Genomic DNA, 21,310 nt, shown 5'->3' on the forward strand with positions numbered 1-21,310 from the left:
TTTCTTCCGCGCTTACTTTTATTTTTACTTTAGCTATTCCAGCCCCACGGCGGTGAAAAGCGGTAAGCGTTCGTAAAAAGACAAAACCGAATTTCCTAAAAAACCGCCAGTGATGGCGGTTTTTTTTTAGTCGATTTCCAGCTAACCAAGCTAAAGCAACTCAGGAGAAAAAATGCCGCGCACTGACGATCTTCGCATCCGAGAAATGAAAGAACTGCTTCCTCCTTCGCATTTGATCCGCGAGTTTGCCTGCACCGAAAAGGTCGAGAGCACCACGGCCGAAGCGCGTACCGCATTGCACCGCATCCTGCACGGCCAGGACGACCGCCTGATGGTGGTCATCGGCCCGTGCTCCATCCACGACACCAAGGCCGCGATGGAATACGCGCGCCGCCTGGTGGTCGAGCGCGAGCGCCACAAGAACGAGCTGGAAATCGTGATGCGCGTCTACTTCGAAAAGCCGCGCACCACCGTCGGCTGGAAGGGCCTGATCAACGATCCGTACATGGACAACAGCTTCCGCATCAACGACGGCCTGCGCACCGCACGCGAACTGCTGCTCAACATCAACGAGCTGGGCCTGCCGGCCGGCACCGAATTCCTCGACGTGATCAGCCCGCAATACATCGCCGACCTGATCAGCTGGGGCGCCATCGGCGCCCGCACTACCGAGTCGCAAGTGCACCGCGAGCTGGCGTCGGGCCTGTCGTGCCCGGTCGGCTTCAAGAACGGCACCGACGGCAACGTCAAGATCGCGGTGGACGCGATCAAGGCCGCCTCGCAGCCGCACCACTTCCTGTCGGTCACCAAGGGCGGCCACTCGGCCATCGTCTCGACCGCCGGCAACGAGGATTGCCACATCATCCTGCGCGGCGGCAAGACGCCCAACTACGACGCCGCCAGCGTGGAAGCCGCATGCCAGGACATCGCCAAGAGCGGCCTGGCCTCGCGCCTGATGATCGACGCCTCGCACGCCAACAGTTCCAAGAAGCCGGAAAACCAGATCCCGGTGTGCGCCGACATCGGCCGCCAGGTCGCCGCCGGCGACACCCGCATCGTCGGCGTGATGGTGGAGTCGCACCTGGTGGCCGGCCGCCAGGATCTGGTGCCGGGCAAGGAACTGACCTACGGCCAGTCCATCACCGATGGTTGCATCAACTGGGAAGAAAGCCTGCAAGTGCTGCAAGGCCTGGCCGACTCGGTCAAGCAGCGCCGCCTGGTGGGTGAGCGCGACGCCGCCTGATCATTGCTGTTGTTGCATGGCAAGCCGCCGTGAGCCAGGTTGTGGCCACGGCGGTTTTTTTATCCGCATCACTGGCGGCCGTGCGGCGCAAGTGTGATGGAAGAGCTTTGTTTTGCATGTGTCCCGGTGCAGAATGGCATCCGCAGTTCCATTGCTGATGCTTAAAATACTTAAGGAGATTGCAGATGTCTACTTCATCCAAAGTCAAACCGATTCCCGAAGGCATGCATTCCATCACGCCGCACCTGGTCTGTGCCGGCGCCGCAGACGCCATCGAGTTCTACAAGAAAGCCTTCGGCGCCGTGGACCGGGGGCGTTTGCCCGGCCCCGACGGCAGGCTGATGCATGCGCAGATCAGCATCGGCGATTCTTACCTGATGCTGGTCGATGAAGCGCCGGAATGGAAGAGCCTGGGCCCCAAGGCGCTGGGCGGCTCGCCGGTCACCATCCACCTGTACGTGGAAGACGCGGATGCCGTATTCGCCCAGGCCGTGGCGGCCGGCGCCCAGGTGACCTTGCCGCTGACCGACATGTTCTGGGGTGACCGCTACGGGCAACTGGTCGATCCCTTCGGTCATAAATGGTCGGTGGCCACGCATGTGCGCGACCTGACTCCGGAAGAGATACGCGAGGGCGCCAACGCCATGATGGCCGCGGCGGGGAAATAAGCGATACCACGCAGCGCAACAGCGTGGCCTGAAGCGACAACGCCGGCATCATGCCGGCGTTGTCGTTATGTCGTCATCGTATTGCCGCCGCTTAGTCGCGGAAGTTGTTGAATTCCAGGGGGATATCCTTCACTTCCTTGCGCAGCAGCGCCATGGCGGCCTGCAGGTCGTCGCGCTTGGCCCCGGCGATGCGCACGGCATCGCCCTGGATGCTGGCCTGCACCTTCATCTTGCTGTCCTTGATGACGCGCACGATCTTCTTGGCATCGTCGCTTTCGATGCCGTTCTTGACCTTGATCACCTGCTTGACCTTGTCGCCGCCGATCTTCTCGATCTTGCCTTCGTCGAGGAAACGCACATCGACGTTGCGCTTGGTCATCTTGTTGGTCAGCACGTCGCGCACCTGGCCGAGCTGGAATTCCGAGTCGGCGAAGGCGGTCAGTTCGCGTTCCTTTTGCTCGACGCGGGCGTCGGTGCCCTTGAAGTCGAAACGGGTGGAGATTTCCTTGTTGGCCTGCTCGACGGCATTCTTGACTTCGACCAGGTTGGCTTCGCAAACGGTATCAAATGAGGGCATGGCAGTATCCTTTTATTCTTGCGGCCGGAGGGTTCCGGCGTTACCAACGAGATTTTAACGGACTGGCGGCAGCAGGGCTATGGCATGTGCGCCGACAGACGTTCTCCGGCAGCAGCTATAATCCAGCCCTTATGTTCCCGATCCCCGTACAGCGCGATTTTTCCTTGCGCGCACTCAATACCTTCGGCATCGACGCCCGCGCGCAAGCCTACCTGGCCATCGATGCCATGGATGCCGTCGACACCTTGCGCGCCGTGCGAGCAAACGCCGAACTGTCCGCCTTGCCGCGCCTGGTGCTGGGCGGCGGTAGCAACCTGCTGCTGACGCGCGACTTTCCCGGCCTGGTGCTGCACATGTGCGGCCGCGGCATCGCCGTGGTCGGCCAGGACAGCGAATTCACCTATGTGCGCGCCGCCGCCGGCGAGAACTGGCATGGCTTCGTGCAATGGACGCTGGCCCAGGGCCTGGGCGGGCTGGAGAACCTGTCGTTGATTCCCGGCAGCGTGGGCGCCGCGCCGATCCAGAACATCGGCGCCTACGGCGTGGAGGTCAAGGATCGTTTCCATGCGCTGAGCGCCTTCGATTTCTCCACCGGCGAAGTGACGGTGCTGGACGGCCCGGCCTGCCGCTTCGGCTATCGCGACAGCGTGTTCAAGCATGAACTGCGCGACAGCGCCGTGGTGCTGGACGTCACCTTTGCCTTGCCCAGGAAATGGCAGGCCAACGCCAGCTACGCCGATGTTGCGCAGGCGCTGGCCGACAAGCAGATTTCTGAACCCGGCGCGCGCGACATTGCCGATGCCGTCATCGCCATCCGCACGCGCAAGCTGCCCGACCCGGCGCGGATCGGCAATGCCGGCAGTTTCTTCAAGAACCCCATCGTCAGCGCGCAGCAGCGCGAGGCCCTGGTGCAGCAGCATGCCAACTTGGTCAGCTATCGCCAGGACGACGGCAGCTACAAGCTGGCCGCCGGCTGGCTGATCGACCAGTGCGGCTGGAAGGGCAAGTCGCTGGGCGCGGCCGGCGTGTACGAGAAGCAGGCGCTGGTGCTGGTCAACCGGGGCGGCGCCAGCGGGGCCGAGGTGGCGGCGCTGGCGCGGGCGATCCAGGCCGACGTGCAGGCAAGGTTCGGGGTGGTGCTGGAGCCGGAGCCGGTTTTCATCTGAGCGGGCAGATCTGGAATGCCGTTCAGTCAAGGCTAATGCTGAGCTACTCAACACCGGAGTCCGTTCGGGCTGAGTAGACCCGTCAGGGGCGTATCGAAGCCAGCGCGCCAGCGTCAGCGGCCTTGCCTGCCCTTCGATACGCTGCTGCGCAGCTACTCAGGGCGAACGGAGTCTGGACTCCACAAACACAACTCCACAAATGAAAATGCCGTTCAGTGCTTAACTGAACGGCATTTGTCATCGACTGGCGCTTTTTACATGCGCTGCAACTGCCGGCGGATCAGCCGTAATGGCAGACGTAATCCACGGTTTCCGTGACTTCGATGTCGAAGGACGAATTGCCCGGTACGCTGAACTGGGTGCCGGCGCCGTAGGTATTCCACGTTTCTTCGCCCTTGAGGCGCACACGGCAGCTGCCGCTGATGATTTCCATGATTTCCGGCGAAGCGGTGCCGAAATTGAGCGACGCGGGCAGGATCACGCCCAGGGTCTTCCTGGTGCCGTCGGCGAACAGCACGGTGTGCGAGACGCACTTGCCGTCAAAGTAGACATTGCCCTTTTTCAGGACGGTGACGTTGTCGAATTGGGTGCTCATCAGAAATTCTTTCAGATATCTCGGTTGCAGGCGATTACTTCGAATCCTTGTCCAGCAGCGGCAGCGAAACGGCGGTGCTGCTGTCCAGCAGGCCGGTGCTCTGGTAGATCGCCAGCTTCTGGCGGGTGTCGGTGATGTCCAGGTTGCGCATGGTCAGCTGGCCGATGCGGTCGGCCGGGGTGAAGGCGCCTTCGCCCTTTTCCATGGTCAGGCGTTCCGGCTGGTAGGTCAGGTTGGGCGACTCGGTGTTGAGGATCGAGTAGTCGTTGCCGCGGCGCAGTTCAATGGTCACTTCGCCGGTGATGGCGCGCGCCACCCAGCGTTGCGCGGTTTCGCGCAGCATGATCGCCTGCGAGTCGAACCAGCGGCCCTGGTACAGCAGGCGGCCCAGCTTGCGGCCGTTGTCGCGGTATTGCTCGATGGTGTCTTCGTTGTGGATGCCGGTGATCAGGCGCTCGTAGGCGATGAACAGCAGCGCCAGGCCCGGGGCTTCGTAGATGCCGCGGCTCTTGGCTTCGATGATGCGGTTTTCGATCTGGTCGCTCATGCCCAGGCCGTGGCGGCCGCCGATGCGGTTGGCTTCCAGGATCAGCTCGGTCATGTTGGCGAAGGTCTTGCCGTTCAGGGCCACCGGGCGGCCTTCCTCGAAGCGCACGGTGACGGTTTCGGCCTTGACCTCGACGTCATCGCGCCAGAACGCCACGCCCATGATCGGTTGCACGATCTTGATGCCGCTGTTCAGGAACTCCAGGTCCTTGGCCTCGTGGGTCGCGCCCAGCATGTTGGAGTCGGTCGAGTAGGCTTTTTCCACCGACATCTTGTAGTCGAAACCGGACTTGATCATGAACTCGGACATTTCCTTGCGACCGCCCAGTTCATCGATGAAGGTATTGTCCAGCCACGGCTTGTAGATCTTCAGGTTGGGGTTCACCAGCAGGCCGTAGCGGTAGAAGCGCTCGATGTCGTTGCCCTTGAAGGTGCTGCCGTCGCCCCAGATGTCGACCTTGTCTTCGCGCATCGCGGCCACCAGCATGGTGCCGGTCACGGCGCGGCCCAGCGGGGTGGTGTTGAAGTAGGTCACGCCGGCGGTGGAGATGTGGAAGGCGCCGCTTTGCAGCGCGGCGATGCCTTCGTTGGCCAGCTGTTCGCGGCAGTCGATCAGGCGCGCCAGTTCGGCGCCGTATTGCATCGCCTTCTTGGGGATGGCGTCGTAGTCCGGCTCGTCCGGTTGGCCCAGGTTGGCGGTGTAGGCGTAGGGGATGGCGCCTTTCTGGCGCATCCAGGTCAGCGCGGCGCTGGTGTCGAGGCCGCCGGAAAAGGCGATGCCGACTTTTTGTTTGACCGGAACGGATTGCAGGATGTTGGACATGATCTTGGCTGTTGCGAGTGTGTTGATATGACTTGTTGCTGGTGCGGGCGGCTCAGTCGAACTTGCCGTGTACCAGGTATTCGAGCAGGGCCTTCTGGACGTGCAGGCGGTTTTCCGCCTCGTCCCAGACCACCGACTGCGGGCCGTCGATCACCTCGGCGGCGACTTCCTCGCCGCGGTGCGCCGGCAGGCAGTGCATGAAGAGGGCGTCCTTCCTGGCGCGCGCCATCTTGGGGCCGTCGACGATCCAGCCGTCGAAGGCCTTCAGGCGCGCAGCGTTCTCATCTTCGTAACCCATGCTGGTCCACACGTCGGTGGTGACCAGGTCGGCGTCCTGGCAGGCGTCGGCCGGGTCGGCGAAGAAGGTGTAGTTCTTGTTGCCGGGCGTGACTTGCGCCGGGTCGATGTCGTAGCCCTTGGGGGTGGAGACGTTGACATGGAAGCCGAACACCTCGGCCGCCTGCAGCCACGAATACAGCATGTTGTTGGCGTCGCCGATCCAGGCCACGATCTTGCCGCAGATGGAGCCGCGGTGTTCGATGAAGGTGAACACATCGGCCAGCACCTGGCAGGGATGCTGCTCATTGGTCAGCCCGTTGATCACCGGCACGCGCGAATGCGCGGCGAAGCGTTCGATGATTTCCTGGCCGTAGGTGCGGATCATGATCACGTCGCACATGCGCGACATCACCTGCGCCGCATCTTCCACCGGCTCGCCGCGGCCCAGCTGGCTGTCGCGCGTGTTCAGGTAGATCGCCGCGCCGCCCATCTGGTGCATGCCGGCTTCGAAGGAGAGGCGGGTGCGGGTCGAGTTCTTCTCGAACACCATCACCAGCGTGCGGTCGGCCAGCGTGTGGTGGGGCTCGTAATTCTTGAACTTACGTTTGATCACACGAGAACGTTCGATCACGTATTCGTATTCATCAAGCGTAAAGTCGGAAAACTGAAGGTAGTGTTTGATTGCCATAAATGAAAACGGCGGCCAGCGTGGCGCCTGCCGCCGATCGTTATAACTGCTTAGATTATAAGGGATTCAGGGCAAAAAGATACCCGACCGGGGTTGCCGGGAGGAAACCGGGCCGCAGCCCGTGCTGTGCCTGCCGCGAGGCATCGGTGTTCCGGCCGGATGCGGATCGGATTGTACGACGCGGGGCTTGATGCCCGCCTGGCGCCGGTTCCGGCATGTCAAAAGATCAAGCGATCAAGCGTCAGAAAGACATCGGTGGATTTCTTTCATTTATTGAAGGGCGGGCGCCATGTTTTGTGATTTGTTGGCGCTTTCGCATTCTCGCGTTGATGGTAATGAGAATTATTGTTGTTTGTGGTCCTAGAATTGCCCCTCCTTTTTGATCAGAGAGGGGCCCTGTCCGGGCCTCATTCAATCCATGCCTACCCAATGCATTTCCGAGCATCGCCTCAGCGTGATGGCGCTGGCCTTTTCCTCCCTGTTTTCCATCCCGGCCTTCGCAGAAGGCGAAGCGGATGACAAGCTGCCGCACATCGAAGTCTCCGGCGAGCGCAGCCATTACGACCCGCGTCCGGGCAAGGTATCGACGGCGACGCGCACGGCCGCCGATCTCAGGGATGTGCCGCAAACCGTCAACAGCGTCAACATGGAAGACGCCGCCTCCTACGGCGCACAAACCATGGCCGGGGCGCTGGCGGGGGTGCCGGGCGTCACCAATAATTCCGACACGCGTTTCGATTCCTTCAAGATCCGCGGCTTCTCCAGTGCCGGCGACGTCTTCCTCGACGGCATCCGCGACGATGCGCAGTACGTGCGCAGCCTGGGCAATATCGAGCGCATCGAGATCTTGAAGGGGCCGGCCGCCGTCCTCTATGGGCGCGGCAGCGGCGGCGGGGTGATCAACCGCATCAGCAAGCAGCCGGGAGCCGATGTCCAGAGCAGCCTCAAGCTATTCGCCGGAAGTTACAGCCGCCTGGGCTTTGCCGCGGATGTGAACAAGGTCTTGAGCGAGCAATGGGCCATGCGCATCAATGCCGGCCGCGAGCATGCCAACAGCTTTCGCGACGACGTCAACAGCGCGCGCCAATACATCGCTCCCTCGCTGAAGTGGGACGACGGCCGCACCTCATGGCTGCTGCAGGCGGAGTTTTCCGAATTCGACCGCACCCCGGATCGCGGCATGCCGGCCTGGCGCCGCAACGCCGGCAGCCCCTACCAGTTGCCGCCGGCGGGCCGGGCCACCACCTATGGCGTGCCGGAGCGCGACTACATCAAGGACAGCATGCTGTACCTGCGCTCCACGCTGGAACAGCGGATCGACCAGGACTGGAAGTTGCGCTACACGCTGGGCATGCTCCATCTGAACAGCATCTTCGACAATACCTTCGCGACCAATCTCGAGGGAGCCAACCATAGTATGGTGAGGCGCGCGCGCTGGCAGCAGAATATGCACCAGCGCAACTGGCAGAATAATCTGGAGCTGGAAGGCCGCGCCATGACCGGCGCCGTGCGTCACGACATGCTGTTCGGCGCCGAATACAGCGTGGAACGCCGGCAGCCGACGCTGTATTCCCGTGCCCCCGCCGGCAGCGTGTCGTTGTTGAATCCCTCCAAGGCGCCAGATGCATTGGCGCCACCGGCCTTGTTCAGCAACAGTTTGCATCGCGCCGACGGCATCGCCCTGTATGCGCAGGATCAACTCACCCTTTCGTCGCAATGGAAGATGCTGGCGGGGGTGCGCTGGGATCGCTTCGCGGTCGATTCGACCAGCCGCATGGGCGCGGGAGCCCGGGCCGAACGCACGACTTCCGCCTTGAGCCCGCGTATGGGCCTGGTCTGGTCGCCGCTGGCCGAGCACAGTTTCTATGCCTCCTACAGCAAAAGCTTTATCCCGAGCGGAGGGGCCGATACCGTCAACCTGGACACCGGCGCAAGCACGGTGTCCAACAATGCGCTGCAGCCGCAGTCCAGCCGGCAATTCGAGGTCGGCGTGAAAAGCGATTGGCTGGAGAAGAAAATCAGCACCACCTTGTCGGTATTCCAGCTGGATCTGTATAACCGCCGCACCCTGATTTCCAGCAACCCGAACCTGTTCGTCACCAGCGGCCTGGAACGCAATCGCGGCATTGAATTGTCGGTAGACGGCCAGGTGGCGCCGAGCTGGTTCATCCGCAGCGGTTTTGCGGTTCAGCGCTCCCGCATCGTCGATGCGCCCCGTTGCAACCGCTGCGCCACGCCGGATCTCCAAGGCAAGCGCTCGACCGGCATCTCCGGCGCCAACGGCAGCCTGTTCGTCAGCTATGCGCCGGCATTGGGCTTCTTTGGCGAGGCCGGGCTGGTCTACGAAGGCTCCCGTTACGCCGACGTGGCCAACCGGCTCGACCTGCCCGCCTACACGCGCTGGGATGGCAAGGTGGGCTATCGCCTGCCCAAGCTTGAACTGACGCTCGCCGTCACCAACCTGACCAATCGCCAGTACTACGCCAGTTCCACCGCGGTGACGCAGATCATGCCCGGCGCGCCGCGCAGTGTCCTGCTGAGTGCAGCCTACAAATTCTGAGCCGGACGGTGCCAACAGAAACGGCCGCCTGCACATGCAAGGCGGCCGTTTTTCCTGGCGGGCAGAACTCAGTACAAGGTCTGCGACGATTCATGCACCAGCTGCGCATACAACTGATGCCGCATGCCCGAGATCGCGCCGGACTGCACCGCCTCCAGCACCGCGCAGCCGGGTTCGTTGAGGTGGTGGCAGTTGTAGAAGCGGCACTTGCCCAGGTACGGCGTGAAGTCGCGAAAGGCGCGTTCCAGCATGCCTTCGCTCAACTGGTACAGGCCGAATTCCTGGAAACCGGGCGAATCGATGATGCTGGTCTCTTCCCCCATCTGGTACAGCCGCGTGAAGGTGGTGGTGTGCTTGCCGGTATCCAATGCCGCCGAGATTTCGCGCACCGCGATGTCGGCGTCGGGAATGATCAGGTTGATCAGCGAGGACTTGCCCATGCCGGACTGGCCGATCAGGATGGTGCTCTGGTTTTGCAGCAGCGGCATGAAGGCGGCGCGGGTCTGCTCCGGTTGCGCCGTGGCCGAGACTTCGTGCACCGGATAGCCGAGGCGGGAGTAGACCTGCAGCCGTTCGCGCGTCTTCGGCAGCGCTTCGGCGATGTCGGTCTTGTTCAGGATCAGGTGGGCGGCTACGCCGGCCGATTCGGCCGCCACCAGCGAGCGCGATACCAGGTCGTCCGAGAAGCTGGGTTCGGTCGCCACCACGATGAACAATTGCGTGACGTTGGCGGCCAACAGCTTGGACTTGTACTGGTCGGAGCGGTACAGCAGCGTCTTGCGCTCGTCGATGGATTCCACCACGCCCTGGTTGGACGAGGTGCGGGCGAAGCGGATGCGGTCGCCGACGGCCACATCTCTTTTCTTGCCGCGCGTGACGCATTGCAATTTCTGCTCGCCGGCCTGGACAAGATAATGCCGCCCGTGGGCGGCAATCACCAGGCCGGCTTCCAAGGCGCCGGCTGCCTGGCGCGGTGCGGCGTGCGGTTTCTTCGATGCCATCAGGAGGCGGCGCGCTGGGCGAACACGGCATCCACCTTGGCGGCGCAGATGAAGTCGTTGATCGACAGGCCGCCTTTGCCGTTGTTGACGCTGTGCGTATCGAACTTCACGCCGCAGCGGTTGTAGCTGACCGCCAGCTCGGGATGGTGGTCTTCGGCATGGATCACCCAGGCGATGGCGTTGACGAAGGCCAGGGTCTGGTAATAGTCCTTGAAGTCGAAGCTGCGCGCCAGCTTGCCGCCGTCGACCTGCCAGCCGGGCAAGGCGGCCAGGTGGGCCTGGATGGCGGCTGCGTCCAGGGCGTCGGTCTGGTGGGCGCAGCGGCGGGCTGCGAGTTCGTTGGCGGTAATGCTCATGAAATTCTCCTCGGTTCCGCTTGCGCCGAGGCGCAGCCGGAACATGTTGATTAGTGGCTAGTGGCCCGCGGCGCCTTGCGCCAGGTTCAGGCGGCCAATGCGCAGAGAGGCCGGCGGGTGCGAGTCGTAGAAGGCCGAGTGCAGCGGATCGGGCGTGAGCGTCGAGGCATTGTCTTCGTACAGCTTGACCAGCGCCGACACCAGGTCTTGCGCATTGGTGTGCTGGGCGGCGAAGGCATCGGCCTCGAACTCATGCTTGCGCGAGGTCAGCGACGACAGCGGCGACAGCAGGAAGGTGAAGATCGGCAGCACCAGCATGAACAGGATCAGCGCCATCGCATCGTTGCTGCCGAACAGCAACGGGTTCACGCCCAGGCCGGTGTAGAACCACACCTGGCCCTTGAGGTAGCCCAGCAGCGCCAAAAAGCCCAGCGAGATGGCGAACATCACGCTCACGCGCTTGACGATGTGCTTGAGCTTGAAATGGCCCAGTTCGTGCGCCAGCACCGCCTCGATCTCCTGCGGCGCCAGGCGCGCCAGCAGGGTGTCGAAGAAGACGATGCGCTTGCTCGCGCCGAAGCCGGAGAAATAGGCGTTGCCGTGCGCGCTGCGCTTGGAGCCGTCCATCACGAACAGGCCCTTGGAAGCGAAGCCGACGCGTTGCATCAGGCCCTCGATGCGGCGGCGCAGGTTATCGTCTTCCAGCGCGGTGAACTTGTTGAACAGCGGGGCGATGAAGCTGGGGTAGATCACCAGCATCAGCAGCTGGAACGCGCACAGCACGATCCAGGTGTAGAGCCACCACAGCGCGCCGGCCTTTTCCATCAGCGTGAGCACCACCCACAGCAGCGGCAGGCCGATGGCCGCGCCGACCAGCGATTGCTTGACCAGGTCGCTGAAGAACAGGCCGGGCGTCATCTTGTTGAAGCCGAAACGGGCTTCCAGGCGGAACTGGCGGTAGTAATCGAAGGGCAGGTCGACCGCGCCGGAGATGATGCCGAAGGCCGCCACCAGGCCGATCTGGTACCACATGCCGGGGCCGCCGGTCCAGCCCAGGATGGTACCGGACAGCCATTGCAGCCCGCCCAGCAGCGTGAAGACGACCAGCACCGCGGCGTTGACCGCCAGCGTCACCAGGCCGAACCTGGTGCGCGCCACGGTATAGTCGGCCGCCTTCTGGTGCGCGGCCAACGGGATTTTCTCGGCGAATTCGGCCGGCACCGCGGCGCGATGCGCCAGTACATGGCGGACATGGCGCGCGGCCAGCCAGAAGCGAACGGCCAGGCTGGCGGCCAGGAATGCGACGAACAAAACCGAGAACGTGAGTGAAGACATGCTTTCCCTGTGCGAAAATGGCGGAGGTTCAATGTCCGGCCTGTCCTGAGAGTTTCTGGGCGACAGCGCTGTACAGCAGGACGATCAATCCATACAGCAAGCGAACGAATAAACCTGCAGATGGGCGTTTTCCCACTGCATCGATAAGGAAGAATTATGTCACAAGCCGCCGACGCCAACGCCGGGCAAGCAGTTGCCGCACCGATCCGCCCCAATGAGATGAACCTGGTCTGGGTGGATATGGAAATGACCGGCCTCGACCCGGACAACGACCGCATCATCGAAGTGGCGGTGGTGGTGACCGACTCCGAGCTGAACGTGCTGGGCGAAGGCCCGGTGTTTGCGATTCATCAATCCGATGAAGTGCTGGACGGCATGGACGCCTGGAACAAGGGCACCCACGGCCGCTCGGGGCTGATCGAGCGCGTCAAGGCCTCGACCGTGACCGAGGCCGACGCCGAGAAGCAACTGATTGAATTCCTGAAGAAATACGTGCCGGCCGGCAAGTCGCCCATGTGCGGCAACTCGATCTGCCAGGATCGTCGCTTCATGGTGCGCGGCATGCCCAAGCTGGAAGAATTCTTCCATTACCGCAACCTGGACGTGTCCACGCTCAAGGAACTGTGCAAGCGCTGGAAGCCGGCCATCGCCACCGGCTTCAAGAAGCGCCAGATGCATACCGCGCTGGCGGATATCTTGGAATCGATCGAAGAATTGAAGTTTTATCGCGAGCATTTCATCCAGGAATGAACTTGGGTTGAGCGCGCAGCTCTACACCTGACGCCCCGGCTTGAACCGGGGCGTTTTATATTGGGCGGCCTGTGCGCGAGGGCGGCAGTGTCGCCCAGGTGTGTACAACATGATGAAAGGAACGCCATGTCAACCAGTCGACGCCTATTCCTGCAGGCCGCCATTGCCGCCGGCGCCATGCCGGGTTTGGCAAAAGCAGCCGCCTCTTCTTCAGGTAATGAAACGGGAGAAAACTGGGCGGCCTATTTTGCCGAAGCCGGCGTGCCGGGTACGCTGGTCGTAGCGGACCTGCGCGGCGGCAAGGAACGCATCCTGGTACATGCACAGGAGCGGGCGGCGCAGCGCTTCGTGCCGGCATCCACCTTCAAGGTGCCGCACAGCCTGATCGCGCTCGATGCCGGCGTGCTGCGCGACGAGTTCCAGGTGATCCCATGGGATGGCGTGCAACGCTCCGTCCCGGCATGGAACCGCGACCAGGACCTGCGCTCGGCCATGCGCTATTCGGCGGTCTGGGTGTTCGAGCGTTTCGCCGCCGAGATCGGCAAGGAGCGCGAAGTCGCCTATATGCGCAAGATCCCGTACGGCAATGCCTCGGCCGACGGCCCCGAGCCGTTCTGGGTCGATGGCCAACTGGCCATTTCAGCCAATGAGCAGATCGCCTTCCTGCGCCGCCTGTATCGCAATGAATTGCCTTTCAAGGTGGAACACCAGTTGATCGTCAAGGATGTGATGGTCAACGAGGCCGGAAAGGACTGGATCCTGCGCGCCAAATCCGGCTGGAGCGGCAAGATCGGCTGGTGGGTGGGTTGGGTGGAGCGGGAGGAAGGCCCGGTGTTCTTCGCGCTCAATATCGACACGCCCAACCGCATGGCCGACTTGCCCAAGCGCGAGCGGATCGTGCGCCAGGCGTTGAAGAAGATGGGCGTGTTGCCGGCCTGATTGCGCAGTCCTTTTCATGCAAAACGGCGCGCCAGTTCATGCTGGCGCGCCGTTTTACCTTGGCTTGCGACGACAATGGCGGGACAGTCTTACTCCTGGCCATCGGCCCCGCAGCACTTCTTGTATTTCTTGCCGCTGCCGCAGGGGCAATCGTCATTGCGGCCGACCTTGGGCGCGTCGCGCTGCACCTGCTCCACCGCCGACTTGCGCTTGGGCGCCCAGTAACGGTGGATATGCGGGATGGCCGATTCGATCTCGATGGCCAGCTTGTGGGTCTTGACCGGATCGTCGATCAGTTTGGTTTCTTCTTCCTCCAGCTCGTCCGAGCCCAGCAGGTAGATCGGGCGCATCAGCGGCGCCAGGTCAGAGTGGAAGATCTCGTCCCATTGCTGGGCGCGCAGTTGCATGCCTTCCCAGAAACCCCAGGCCCAGGCTTCCGCATCCAGCAGCGGCTTGCCTTCATGCTCGCGCTCGCAAAACAGCGGTTCGTATTCCTTGGGCGCAACCTCGAAGGTGATGGCGATCTCGTTCATGGTGCGCGCGATCAGGCTGGTGATGCGCTCGGCTTCCTTGCCGGACTTGAACTTGGGCGTGTCTTCCGGGCGGCTGCCCCACACGCGCGGTAGCCATTCGGCCATCAGCACTTCCTGCGGGCCGATGACCAGCGCGGTCAGGTAGCCGTGCAGCGTGTCCATGGTCATGACGTCGTCGGCGCAGCGGTCGGACAGGAGGAAATCGTCGAGTTCGTCGAACTCTTGATCGGAAAGGGGCTGGTCGAGGTGCATGGCTTCCTTGGTATGCGAATTACTGATAATCAGCTTGCCAGTGTAATTCTATTCAGCCAGCGGTGCGAGCATTGTCGGTTTGTCTACTGCCGCGAGAGGTCTTTGAAGCACGCAGACCGCCGCCTCGCCGGTACTCGCCAGTACAATAGCCGGATGAATGAATCCGCCAGCAATTTTCCCGACGCCACATCCTTCGCCACGCTATCGCCCGACATGGTGCTCGATGCCCTCGACAGCGTCGGCCTCTTCGGCGATGGCAGGCTGCTGGCCTTGAACAGCTACGAAAACCGCGTCTACCAGGTCGGGATGGAGGAGGGGCCGCCGCTGGTGGCCAAGTTCTACCGGCCGCTGCGCTGGAGCGACGCGCAGATCCTGGAAGAGCATGCGTTTTCGCAGCAACTGGCCGACGAGGAGATACCGGTGGTGCCGGCGCTGGCGCTGGAAAACGGCGCGACCCTGCAGCGCTATGCGGGCTTTCGCTTCGCGGTATTTCGCCGCCACGGCGGACGCGCGCCCGAGCTGGACAGCCCCGACACGCTGGAATGGATGGGGCGCTTCATCGGCCGCATCCATGCGGTCGGCATGCAGCAGCCTTACGCCGAGCGCCCGGCGCTGGATATCGCCAGCTTCGGCATAGAGCCGCGCGACTGGCTGCTCTCCCACAATTTCATCCCGGATGAGCTCAAGGCTTCCTGGCTCAGTACCGTCGACCACGCGCTGGATGGCGTGCGCCGCTGCTTCGAGCGTGCCGGCGAGGTGCGGGCGTTGCGCCTGCATGGCGACTGCCACGTCGGCAATGTGCTGTGGACCGACGCCGGCCCGCACTTCGTCGATTTCGACGACAGCCGCAGCGGCCCGGCCGTGCAGGATTTGTGGATGCTGCTCTCGGGCGAGCGCGGCGACATGGTGCGCCAGTTGTCCGACCTGCTGGCCGGCTACGAGAGTTTCTGCGAATTCGACCCGCGCGAGCTCTACCTGATCGAGGCGCTGCGCAGCTTGCGCCTGATCCATTATTCGGCCTGGCTGGCGCGGCGCTGGGACGATCCGGCGTTCCCGGTCGCCTTCCCGTGGTTCAACACGCAACGCTACTGGCAAGACCGCATCCTGGAGCTGCGCGAGCAGATCGCGCTGATGGATGAGCCGCCGCTATGGCCGGTCTGAATCGACAAGACGAAGGGGGAAACATGAAAACACGCTGTGCCTGGGTCAATATGAACAATCCCTTGTACGTGAGCTACCACGACGAGGAATGGGGCGTGCCTTGCCACGACGAGACCCGGCTGTTCGAAATGCTCAACCTGGAAGGCGCGCAAGCCGGCCTGTCATGGGAAACCGTGCTCAACAAGCGCGCCAACTACCGTGCCGCCTTCGATCACTGGGACGCCCGCAAGATCGCCCGCTACGACGAGCGCAAGGTAGCCGAATTGCTGGCCAATCCAGGCATCATCCGCAACCGCCTGAAGGTGGCCGCGGTCATCACCAATGCGCATAGCTATCTGCGGCTGAAAGAAGAAACGGGCGGGCTGGATCCCTACCTGTGGGGCTTCGTCGGCGGCAAGCCGATCCGCAACAAATGGAAGGCGCACGGGGAATGTCCGGCCAAGACGCCGCTGTCGGACCAGATTTCCAAGGATCTGGCCAAGCGCGGTTTCAAGTTCGTCGGCTCCACTATCGTCTATGCCTACATGCAAGGCATCGGCATGGTCGACGACCATGTGGTGGGCTGCCACTGCCATGGCCGCAAGCATTGAAGCAGAGGCAGGGGCCGGGGCAGGGGAGCAATGACGCCAGGATGGTTTACACTCGCTGGCGGCCGGATCCTGACCGGCCGTGGATCTGGAATCAAGATGCCGGTTCAGGCAAGCAGCCTGCCGGATTCAGTTTGGGAATAGCATGATTTTCATCAAGTGGTTTGGCTGGTCGGTGCTGTGGATACTGCCCCTGTTGCTGAGGTCGGCGGTGTCCGCGCTGACCCGCAAATCCATTCTCGGCGGACGCGGCGCGATCCGCGTCTGGCTCGGCACCTTGCTGCTGCTGTGCGGCAGCAGCGCTATCGAGTCGCTCATCCGCGCGCAGTTCGATACCGCCGACGAGGGCGCCAGCGCCGACCTGTTCGGTTTCGCCCTGATGGGCGCGCTGGCCGGCAAGTTCAACAAAGTGATCGCCGTGGTGCTGATGCTGGCGCTGGCGGCGCTGGGGTTGAAGTGGCTGCTGGGCGCGTTCTTCGGACGCGGCAACCAGGCCGACCGCGACGACCATCCCGAGCTCGACCTGGCGCCGCCGCGGCGCGGCAGCATCGAGAGCGAACGCAACCGGCTGGCGGGGCTCCGCTATGGCGGCTCGTCGGCGCAAGGCGCCGAGCGGCGCATGCCGCCGGCCCGTCCAGCCGGTCTGGCCAATATGCAGCGGGCGACCGGCGCACCCGCCGCCGCACCCGGCCGCCACCCCGGCATGGCCGGGCGGGAGGACTGGCAAGTGCCTTTGTCGGCACTGAACAGGAGCGCCGCGCAGCGCCAGTTCACGCCACCGCAGGACAGTTCCGGACACGGCGGAAAATGGCCTTCCCTCAAGCCCATGGCGCAAGATGCGCGCCCGCGCCCTGAATCGGAATGGGCGACTTTCGAGACCTTGCGCCCGACCGATGCCATGCTGGCGCGCGCCGCTGCCAGCAGCGCCATTACCGCCGCCAGCGCAGCGGCCAATGCCAGCCTGTCGCGCGCGGCCAATCCGATGCCGCCGGCGCAGCAGATCCCGCCGTCGATCGTGCGCGCGACGCCTAGCCAATCTTCGCAACCCGGCCTGGCGCCGACCCGCAGCATCCGCATCAGCAGTGTCGGCCGCGCGGCCAGGCAGGCCCCGGAACCCAGTACGCCGGCCGAGCGCGCCGATGTCATTCCCACGCGCCTGATGCGCTCGCTGCAAGAAGCGGCGGGGCAGAAAGCGGTTGCCGGCGGCGAAGCGGCCGAGCCACAGGCGCCTGCGGTTGCGGGCGGGATGCAGATGGCGGATGGCGGCGCCATCGCCCCAGCTGCGGAATCCGGCATGGCGCACGGCGAGATGCCGCAAGACATGCCGGCGGCAGCCCAGCCTGCAGCCGTCGAGCCGTACACGGCGCCATGGCTCGAAGCTGTGCCGGAACCGCTGGTTCCGGCCGCTCTTGTTGATTCTGTTGCGCCTGTCGAGGCGCAGCCTGAAGCGCTTCATATTGAAGATCCTTTCATGTCGCTGTTCGACCAGGAACCGGAATCGGTTCCTGCGCCGCAAGCGCCTTCCGGTCCGGTTTCCGGTACGCCATCGTTTGCGGTGCGCAGCCCCGGGCCGGCGCCGGTAGCGCCGCCCGTTACCGCTTATGCGGAAGATGAAGCGCCCGAGCCGCAGGTGCAGATCCCATTGCCCGCGCTGGATTTGCTCGATGTGGTGCCGGATGCCGCCATCGAAGTCGATGCCGAACAATTGCAAGAGACCGGCCGCCTGATCGAACAGCGCCTGAAGGAATTCAAGGTGCCGGTGGCGGTGCTGGGCGCCGAAGCGGGGCCGGTGATCACGCGCTTTGAAGTCGAGCCGGCGCAGGGCGTGCGCGGGGCGCAGGTGGTCAACCTGATGAAGGACCTGGCGCGCGCGCTGGGGCTGACCTCGATCCGCGTGGTCGAGACCATCCCCGGCAAGACCTGCATGGGCCTGGAGCTGCCCAATGCGCGCCGGCAGATGATCAAGCTGTCCGAGATCGTGCATTCGCAAGCCTACCGCAAGTCGGCCTCGCTGCTGACGCTGGCCATGGGCAAGGACATCACCGGCACGCCGGTGGTCACCGACCTGGCGCGCGCGCCGCACATGCTGGTGGCCGGCACCACCGGTTCGGGCAAGTCGGTGGCGATCAACGCCATGATCCTGTCGCTGCTCTACAAGGCCACGCCGGAAGAAGTGCGCATGATCATGATCGATCCCAAGATGCTGGAACTGTCGATCTACGAAGGCATTCCGCACCTGCTGGCGCCGGTGGTGACCGACATGCGCGAGGCCGCGCATGCGCTGAACTGGGCGGTGGACGAGATGGAGCGCCGCTACAAGAAAATGTCGAAACTGGGCGTGCGCAACCTGGCCGGCTACAACCAGAAGATCGATGACGCCCATGCGCGCGGCGAGAAGATCCCCAATCCGTTCAGCCTGACGCCGGACGCGCCCGAGCCGCTGGACAAGTTGCCCACCATCGTGATCGTCATCGACGAGCTGGCCGACCTGATGATGGTGGTCGGCAAGAAGGTGGAAGAGCTGATCGCGCGCCTGGCGCAAAAGGCGCGTGCGGCCGGCATCCACCTGATCCTGGCCACGCAGCGCCCGTCGGTGGATGTGATTACCGGCCTGATCAAGGCCAACATCCCGACCCGCGTGGCCTTCCAGGTATCGTCCAAGATCGACTCGCGCACCGTGCTCGACCAGATGGGCGCGGAGTCGCTGCTGGGCCATGGCGACATGCTGTTCCTGCCGCCCGGCTCGGGTTATCCGCAGCGCGTGCATGGCGCCTTCGTCTCCGACGAGGAGGTGCACCGTGTGGTGGAATACCTGAAGTCGTTCGGCGAGCCGCGCTATATCGAAGAGATCCTGGCGCCGCTGATCGCGGAGGATGCGGCGCAAGGCGACATGTTCGGCAGCGACATGCCCGATCCCGAATCCGATCCGCTGTATGACGAGGCGGTGGCCTTCGTGCTGAAGTCGCGCCGCGCGTCCATTTCATCGGTGCAGCGCCAGTTCCGCATCGGCTACAACCGCGCCGCGCGGCTGGTGGAACAGATGGAGACGGCCGGCGTGCTGTCGGCCATGTCGCGCAATGGCAGCCGCGATATCCTGGTGCCGCCGTCGGGCGAAGAATAAATCCTTATCGCAGCTTCCCGTCATCCCGGCGCAGGCCGGGATCCAGTGTCGTTGGTAGCGATTAACCGGCGTCGGGGTGATGCGACGAACGACGCTGGGTCCTGACTTTCGTCAGGACGACGGTGAATTGAGCGGCAGATAAAAAAATGGCGAACCGGATTTCCGGTTCGCCATTTTTATTTCATCCAGGCCGATCAGACATCCAACTGGGTCACCAGCTTGGTGTTGATATAGGCTTCGATCGCCTCGGTGCCGCCTTCGGAACCGTAGCCGCTGTCCTTGATGCCGCCGAACGGCAGTTCGGGGATCGCCAGGCCCAGGTGGTTGATGGTCAGCATGCCGCTTTCCACGCGCGCGGCCAGCGCGTGCTTGGTGTGCGCCGACTTGGCGAAGGCGTAGGCCGCCAGGCCGAAGGGCAGGCGGTTGGCTTCGGCAATCACTTCATCCAGCGTGTCGAACGGGTTGATCAGCGCCAGCGGGCCGAACGGTTCCTCGTTCATCACGCGGGCCGACAGCGGGATGTTGGTCAGCACGGTGGGCTGGAAGAAGTAGCCGCGGCCGTCGATGCGCTTGCCGCCGGTGCGCAGTTGCGCGCCTTGCGAGACGGCGTCGTCGATCAGCGATTCCAGCGCCGGGATGCGACGCTTGTTGGCCACCGGGCCCATGGTGGTGCCGGCGTCGATGCCGTTGCCGACCTTCAGTTGCTCGGCGTAGGTGACGAACTTGTCGACGAAGGCGTTGAACACGTTCTTCTGCACCAGGAAGCGGGTCGGCGAGACGCACACCTGGCCGGCATTGCGGAACTTGGCGGCGGCCAGTTGCTTGGCGGCGGCGTCGATGTCCGCATCGTCGAACACCATGGCCGGGGCGTGGCCGCCCAGCTCCATGGTGGCGCGCTTCATGTGCAGGCCGGCCAGCGCGGCCAGTTGCTTGCCCACCGGGGTGGAGCCGGTGAAGGAAATCTTCTTGATCACCGGATGCGGGATCAGGTATTCCGAGATCTCGGCCGGCACGCCGTAGACCAGGTTGATGACGCCGGCCGGCACGCCGGCATCGGCGTAGGCGCGGATCAGTTCGGCCGGGGAGGCGGGGGTTTCTTCCGGCGCCTTGACGATGATCGAGCAGCCGGCGGCCAGCGCGGCCGACAGCTTGCGCACCACCTGGTTGAGCGGGAAGTTCCAGGGCGTGAAGGCAGCCACCGGGCCGACCGGCTCCTTGATCACCATCTGGTAGGCGCCCGGCACGCGCGCCGGTACCAGGCGGCCGTAGGTGCGGCGGGCTTCCTCGGCGAACCAGTCGATGGTGTCGGCCGCGCCCAGGGTTTCCATCTTGGCTTCGGGAATCGGCTTGCCTTGTTCCAGCGTCATCAGGCGGGCGATCTCGTCGGCGCGTTCGCGCAGGAGGTTGGCGGCGCGGCGCATGATCTTCGAACGCTCGAAGGCGGAGATATTGCGCCATACGTCGAAGCCCTTTTGGGCGGCTTCCAGCGCGCGGTCGAGGTCTTCGCGGCCGGCGTGGGCGATCTTGCCGATGACTTCTTCGGTGGCCGGGTTGACCACGTCAATGGTGCCGCCGGAAACGCTGGCGCTCCATTCGCCGTTGATGAAAAGCTGTACGTCCTTATACATATGAGGTCCTCGTTCGTCAGGGGTTACAGGGATGCCGCCGACGGCAGTTGCGGCTTGCGCGGCGGGCGTCAATGATGGTGATGGCGACAGCTCTGGCGGCGTCTTGTCGATGTGCGGGCCGGCCAGTTGCTTGTGGATGGGCCGGCCTGCGAGAAGGAGAGTTATACCACGCATCGCGCATGTCCGCAGGCGGCGCCTGCGGACTGCCAACGGGGCAATGAGTCAATGGACGTGCCGGGGGATTTCCATTTCGGCCAGGATCATTTCCACCTGCAGGCACTGTATCTTCAGTTCCTTGATGGCCTTGCGGTACTGGCGCACCGACTTCAGCAGCGGCGGCCCGCTATCTTCGTGCCTGGCGGTGCGGATGACGTTGAGCATGATGTGCGAGAGCATCGTGGCTGCTTCGTCGTGGGAGCTCTTCAGTTCGGCGATGCTTGTCAGCAAGGCAAGCCGTTTGTCCATGGCGATCTCCTCTTGGTCGGGTCTGGTGAGACTGTGC

General features: G+C 63.5%; 19 protein-coding genes. 9 read left to right on the plus strand and 10 right to left on the minus strand.

From position 1 onward, the window contains the following. Window positions 1-172 precede the first annotated feature (172 nt). The gene (gene aroG, locus FB598_RS18340; protein ID WP_141917160.1) at window positions 173-1,243 is read left to right on the plus strand and encodes a 3-deoxy-7-phosphoheptulonate synthase AroG; all 1,071 of its coding nucleotides are present in this window, start codon (window positions 173-175) and stop codon (window positions 1,241-1,243) included. Between the two features lie 185 nt (window positions 1,244-1,428). After that, window positions 1,429-1,911 (plus strand): VOC family protein, encoded by a 483-nt coding sequence (locus FB598_RS18345; RefSeq protein WP_141917159.1) that lies wholly within the window; start codon window positions 1,429-1,431, stop codon window positions 1,909-1,911. A 91-nt stretch (window positions 1,912-2,002) separates the two neighbouring features. Here the strand turns inward: FB598_RS18345 and FB598_RS18350 are convergent, their stop codons facing one another. Continuing rightward, the gene (locus tag FB598_RS18350; RefSeq protein ID WP_141917158.1) at window positions 2,003-2,488 is read right to left on the minus strand and encodes a YajQ family cyclic di-GMP-binding protein; all 486 of its coding nucleotides are present in this window, start codon (window positions 2,486-2,488) and stop codon (window positions 2,003-2,005) included. Between the two features lie 131 nt (window positions 2,489-2,619). Here FB598_RS18350 and murB point away from each other — a divergent pair, with 131 nt between their 5' ends. After that, complete coding sequence (murB, locus tag FB598_RS18355) at window positions 2,620-3,654, plus strand: UDP-N-acetylmuramate dehydrogenase (RefSeq protein WP_141917157.1); 1,035 nt, start codon at window positions 2,620-2,622, stop codon at window positions 3,652-3,654. Between the two features lie 280 nt (window positions 3,655-3,934). On the opposite strand, the gene FB598_RS18360 is transcribed toward murB, so the two are convergent. From FB598_RS18360 to argF, 3 genes are read right to left on the minus strand one after another with little or no spacing between them, the layout of a single operon-like run. Next, window positions 3,935-4,249 (minus strand): pyrimidine/purine nucleoside phosphorylase, encoded by a 315-nt coding sequence (locus FB598_RS18360; RefSeq protein ID WP_141917156.1) that lies wholly within the window; start codon window positions 4,247-4,249, stop codon window positions 3,935-3,937. Between the two features lie 34 nt (window positions 4,250-4,283). After that, on the minus strand, window positions 4,284-5,618 hold the full coding sequence (gene argG / locus FB598_RS18365; protein WP_141917155.1) for an argininosuccinate synthase: 1,335 nt from the start codon (window positions 5,616-5,618) through the stop codon (window positions 4,284-4,286). Between the two features lie 52 nt (window positions 5,619-5,670). Beyond that, window positions 5,671-6,585: an ornithine carbamoyltransferase gene (argF, locus tag FB598_RS18370; protein WP_141917153.1), complete on the minus strand. Its 915-nt coding sequence runs from the start codon at window positions 6,583-6,585 to the stop codon at window positions 5,671-5,673. A gap of 418 nt (window positions 6,586-7,003) precedes the next feature. Here argF and FB598_RS18375 point away from each other — a divergent pair, with 418 nt between their 5' ends. Next, complete coding sequence (locus tag FB598_RS18375) at window positions 7,004-9,145, plus strand: TonB-dependent siderophore receptor (RefSeq protein ID WP_141917151.1); 2,142 nt, start codon at window positions 7,004-7,006, stop codon at window positions 9,143-9,145. 68 nt (window positions 9,146-9,213) lie between these two features. On the opposite strand, the gene rsgA is transcribed toward FB598_RS18375, so the two are convergent. The 3 genes from rsgA to FB598_RS18390 are packed head-to-tail and all read right to left on the minus strand — an operon-like array spanning window position 9,214 to window position 11,837. Then, complete coding sequence (gene rsgA / locus FB598_RS18380; protein WP_141917149.1) at window positions 9,214-10,146, minus strand: ribosome small subunit-dependent GTPase A; 933 nt, start codon at window positions 10,144-10,146, stop codon at window positions 9,214-9,216. Beyond that, the gene (locus tag FB598_RS18385) at window positions 10,146-10,502 is read right to left on the minus strand and encodes a 4a-hydroxytetrahydrobiopterin dehydratase (protein WP_141917148.1); all 357 of its coding nucleotides are present in this window, start codon (window positions 10,500-10,502) and stop codon (window positions 10,146-10,148) included. Before FB598_RS18385 ends, rsgA begins: the two co-directional genes overlap by 1 nt. A 57-nt stretch (window positions 10,503-10,559) precedes the next feature. After that, a complete protein-coding gene (locus FB598_RS18390) occupies window positions 10,560-11,837 on the minus strand; it encodes a M48 family metallopeptidase (RefSeq protein WP_141917147.1) in 1,278 nt (425 codons plus the stop codon). Window positions 11,838-11,993: 156 nt separating this feature from the next. On the opposite strand from FB598_RS18390, the gene orn reads away from it, so the two are divergent. Both orn and blaOXA read left to right on the plus strand, forming a co-directional pair. Then, a complete protein-coding gene (gene orn, locus FB598_RS18395) occupies window positions 11,994-12,587 on the plus strand; it encodes an oligoribonuclease (RefSeq protein WP_141917146.1) in 594 nt (197 codons plus the stop codon). A 177-nt stretch (window positions 12,588-12,764) separates the two neighbouring features. Continuing rightward, window positions 12,765-13,526 (plus strand): class D beta-lactamase, encoded by a 762-nt coding sequence (blaOXA, locus tag FB598_RS18400; RefSeq protein ID WP_141917473.1) that lies wholly within the window; start codon window positions 12,765-12,767, stop codon window positions 13,524-13,526. 89 nt (window positions 13,527-13,615) lie between these two features. Here blaOXA and FB598_RS18405 read toward each other — a convergent pair whose 3' ends face one another. Then, window positions 13,616-14,311, minus strand: a complete 696-nt coding sequence (locus tag FB598_RS18405) for a UPF0149 family protein (protein ID WP_141917145.1) — start codon at window positions 14,309-14,311, stop codon at window positions 13,616-13,618. Window positions 14,312-14,464: 153 nt separating this feature from the next. Here FB598_RS18405 and FB598_RS18410 point away from each other — a divergent pair, with 153 nt between their 5' ends. The 3 genes from FB598_RS18410 to FB598_RS18420 all read left to right on the plus strand — a co-directional run bounded on the left by FB598_RS18410 (window position 14,465) and on the right by FB598_RS18420 (window position 19,180). Continuing rightward, window positions 14,465-15,472 carry a serine/threonine protein kinase gene (locus FB598_RS18410; RefSeq protein ID WP_141917144.1) on the plus strand — a complete coding sequence of 336 codons (1,008 nt, stop codon included), beginning with the start codon at window positions 14,465-14,467 and terminating at the stop codon, window positions 15,470-15,472. Between the two features lie 23 nt (window positions 15,473-15,495). Further along, window positions 15,496-16,062, plus strand: coding sequence for a DNA-3-methyladenine glycosylase I (locus FB598_RS18415; RefSeq protein WP_141917143.1), 567 nt, complete (start codon window positions 15,496-15,498; stop codon window positions 16,060-16,062). A 142-nt stretch (window positions 16,063-16,204) separates the two neighbouring features. Beyond that, the gene (locus FB598_RS18420) at window positions 16,205-19,180 is read left to right on the plus strand and encodes a DNA translocase FtsK (RefSeq protein ID WP_141917141.1); all 2,976 of its coding nucleotides are present in this window, start codon (window positions 16,205-16,207) and stop codon (window positions 19,178-19,180) included. A 194-nt stretch (window positions 19,181-19,374) separates the two neighbouring features. Here FB598_RS18420 and FB598_RS18425 read toward each other — a convergent pair whose 3' ends face one another. Together FB598_RS18425 and FB598_RS18430 are read right to left on the minus strand one after the other, a co-directional pair. After that, complete coding sequence (locus FB598_RS18425; protein WP_141917140.1) at window positions 19,375-20,808, minus strand: NAD-dependent succinate-semialdehyde dehydrogenase; 1,434 nt, start codon at window positions 20,806-20,808, stop codon at window positions 19,375-19,377. 222 nt (window positions 20,809-21,030) lie between these two features. Further along, entirely contained in the window at window positions 21,031-21,273 is a 243-nt protein-coding gene (locus FB598_RS18430) for a hypothetical protein (RefSeq protein WP_141917138.1), read from the minus strand. Window positions 21,274-21,310: the final 37 nt, after the last annotated feature.

This window comes from Herbaspirillum sp. SJZ106 (genome assembly GCF_006715495.1).
Taxonomy (GTDB): Bacteria; Pseudomonadota; Gammaproteobacteria; order Burkholderiales; family Burkholderiaceae_D; genus Herbaspirillum.

Excerpts from the sequence above, each read along its gene's own strand:
- murB (WP_141917157.1), top strand. The coding sequence starts at position 2,620 with ATGTTCCCGATCCCCGTACAGCGCGATTTTTCCTTGCGCGCACTCAAT.
- rsgA (WP_141917149.1), bottom strand. The coding sequence starts at position 10,146 with ATGGCATCGAAGAAACCGCACGCCGCACCGCGCCAGGCAGCCGGCGCC.
- FB598_RS18345 (WP_141917159.1), top strand. The coding sequence starts at position 1,429 with ATGTCTACTTCATCCAAAGTCAAACCGATTCCCGAAGGCATGCATTCC.
- FB598_RS18350 (WP_141917158.1), bottom strand. The coding sequence starts at position 2,488 with ATGCCCTCATTTGATACCGTTTGCGAAGCCAACCTGGTCGAAGTCAAG.
- FB598_RS18415 (WP_141917143.1), top strand. The coding sequence starts at position 15,496 with ATGAAAACACGCTGTGCCTGGGTCAATATGAACAATCCCTTGTACGTG.
- blaOXA (WP_141917473.1), top strand. The coding sequence starts at position 12,765 with ATGCCGGGTTTGGCAAAAGCAGCCGCCTCTTCTTCAGGTAATGAAACG.
- aroG (WP_141917160.1), top strand. The coding sequence starts at position 173 with ATGCCGCGCACTGACGATCTTCGCATCCGAGAAATGAAAGAACTGCTT.
- FB598_RS18420 (WP_141917141.1), top strand. The coding sequence starts at position 16,205 with ATGATTTTCATCAAGTGGTTTGGCTGGTCGGTGCTGTGGATACTGCCC.
- FB598_RS18385 (WP_141917148.1), bottom strand. The coding sequence starts at position 10,502 with ATGAGCATTACCGCCAACGAACTCGCAGCCCGCCGCTGCGCCCACCAG.
- FB598_RS18375 (WP_141917151.1), top strand. The coding sequence starts at position 7,004 with ATGCCTACCCAATGCATTTCCGAGCATCGCCTCAGCGTGATGGCGCTG.
- argF (WP_141917153.1), bottom strand. The coding sequence starts at position 6,585 with ATGGCAATCAAACACTACCTTCAGTTTTCCGACTTTACGCTTGATGAA.
- argG (WP_141917155.1), bottom strand. The coding sequence starts at position 5,618 with ATGTCCAACATCCTGCAATCCGTTCCGGTCAAACAAAAAGTCGGCATC.
- FB598_RS18425 (WP_141917140.1), bottom strand. The coding sequence starts at position 20,808 with ATGTATAAGGACGTACAGCTTTTCATCAACGGCGAATGGAGCGCCAGC.
- orn (WP_141917146.1), top strand. The coding sequence starts at position 11,994 with ATGTCACAAGCCGCCGACGCCAACGCCGGGCAAGCAGTTGCCGCACCG.
- FB598_RS18360 (WP_141917156.1), bottom strand. The coding sequence starts at position 4,249 with ATGAGCACCCAATTCGACAACGTCACCGTCCTGAAAAAGGGCAATGTC.
- FB598_RS18405 (WP_141917145.1), bottom strand. The coding sequence starts at position 14,311 with ATGCACCTCGACCAGCCCCTTTCCGATCAAGAGTTCGACGAACTCGAC.
- FB598_RS18410 (WP_141917144.1), top strand. The coding sequence starts at position 14,465 with ATGAATGAATCCGCCAGCAATTTTCCCGACGCCACATCCTTCGCCACG.
- FB598_RS18390 (WP_141917147.1), bottom strand. The coding sequence starts at position 11,837 with ATGTCTTCACTCACGTTCTCGGTTTTGTTCGTCGCATTCCTGGCCGCC.
- FB598_RS18430 (WP_141917138.1), bottom strand. The coding sequence starts at position 21,273 with ATGGACAAACGGCTTGCCTTGCTGACAAGCATCGCCGAACTGAAGAGC.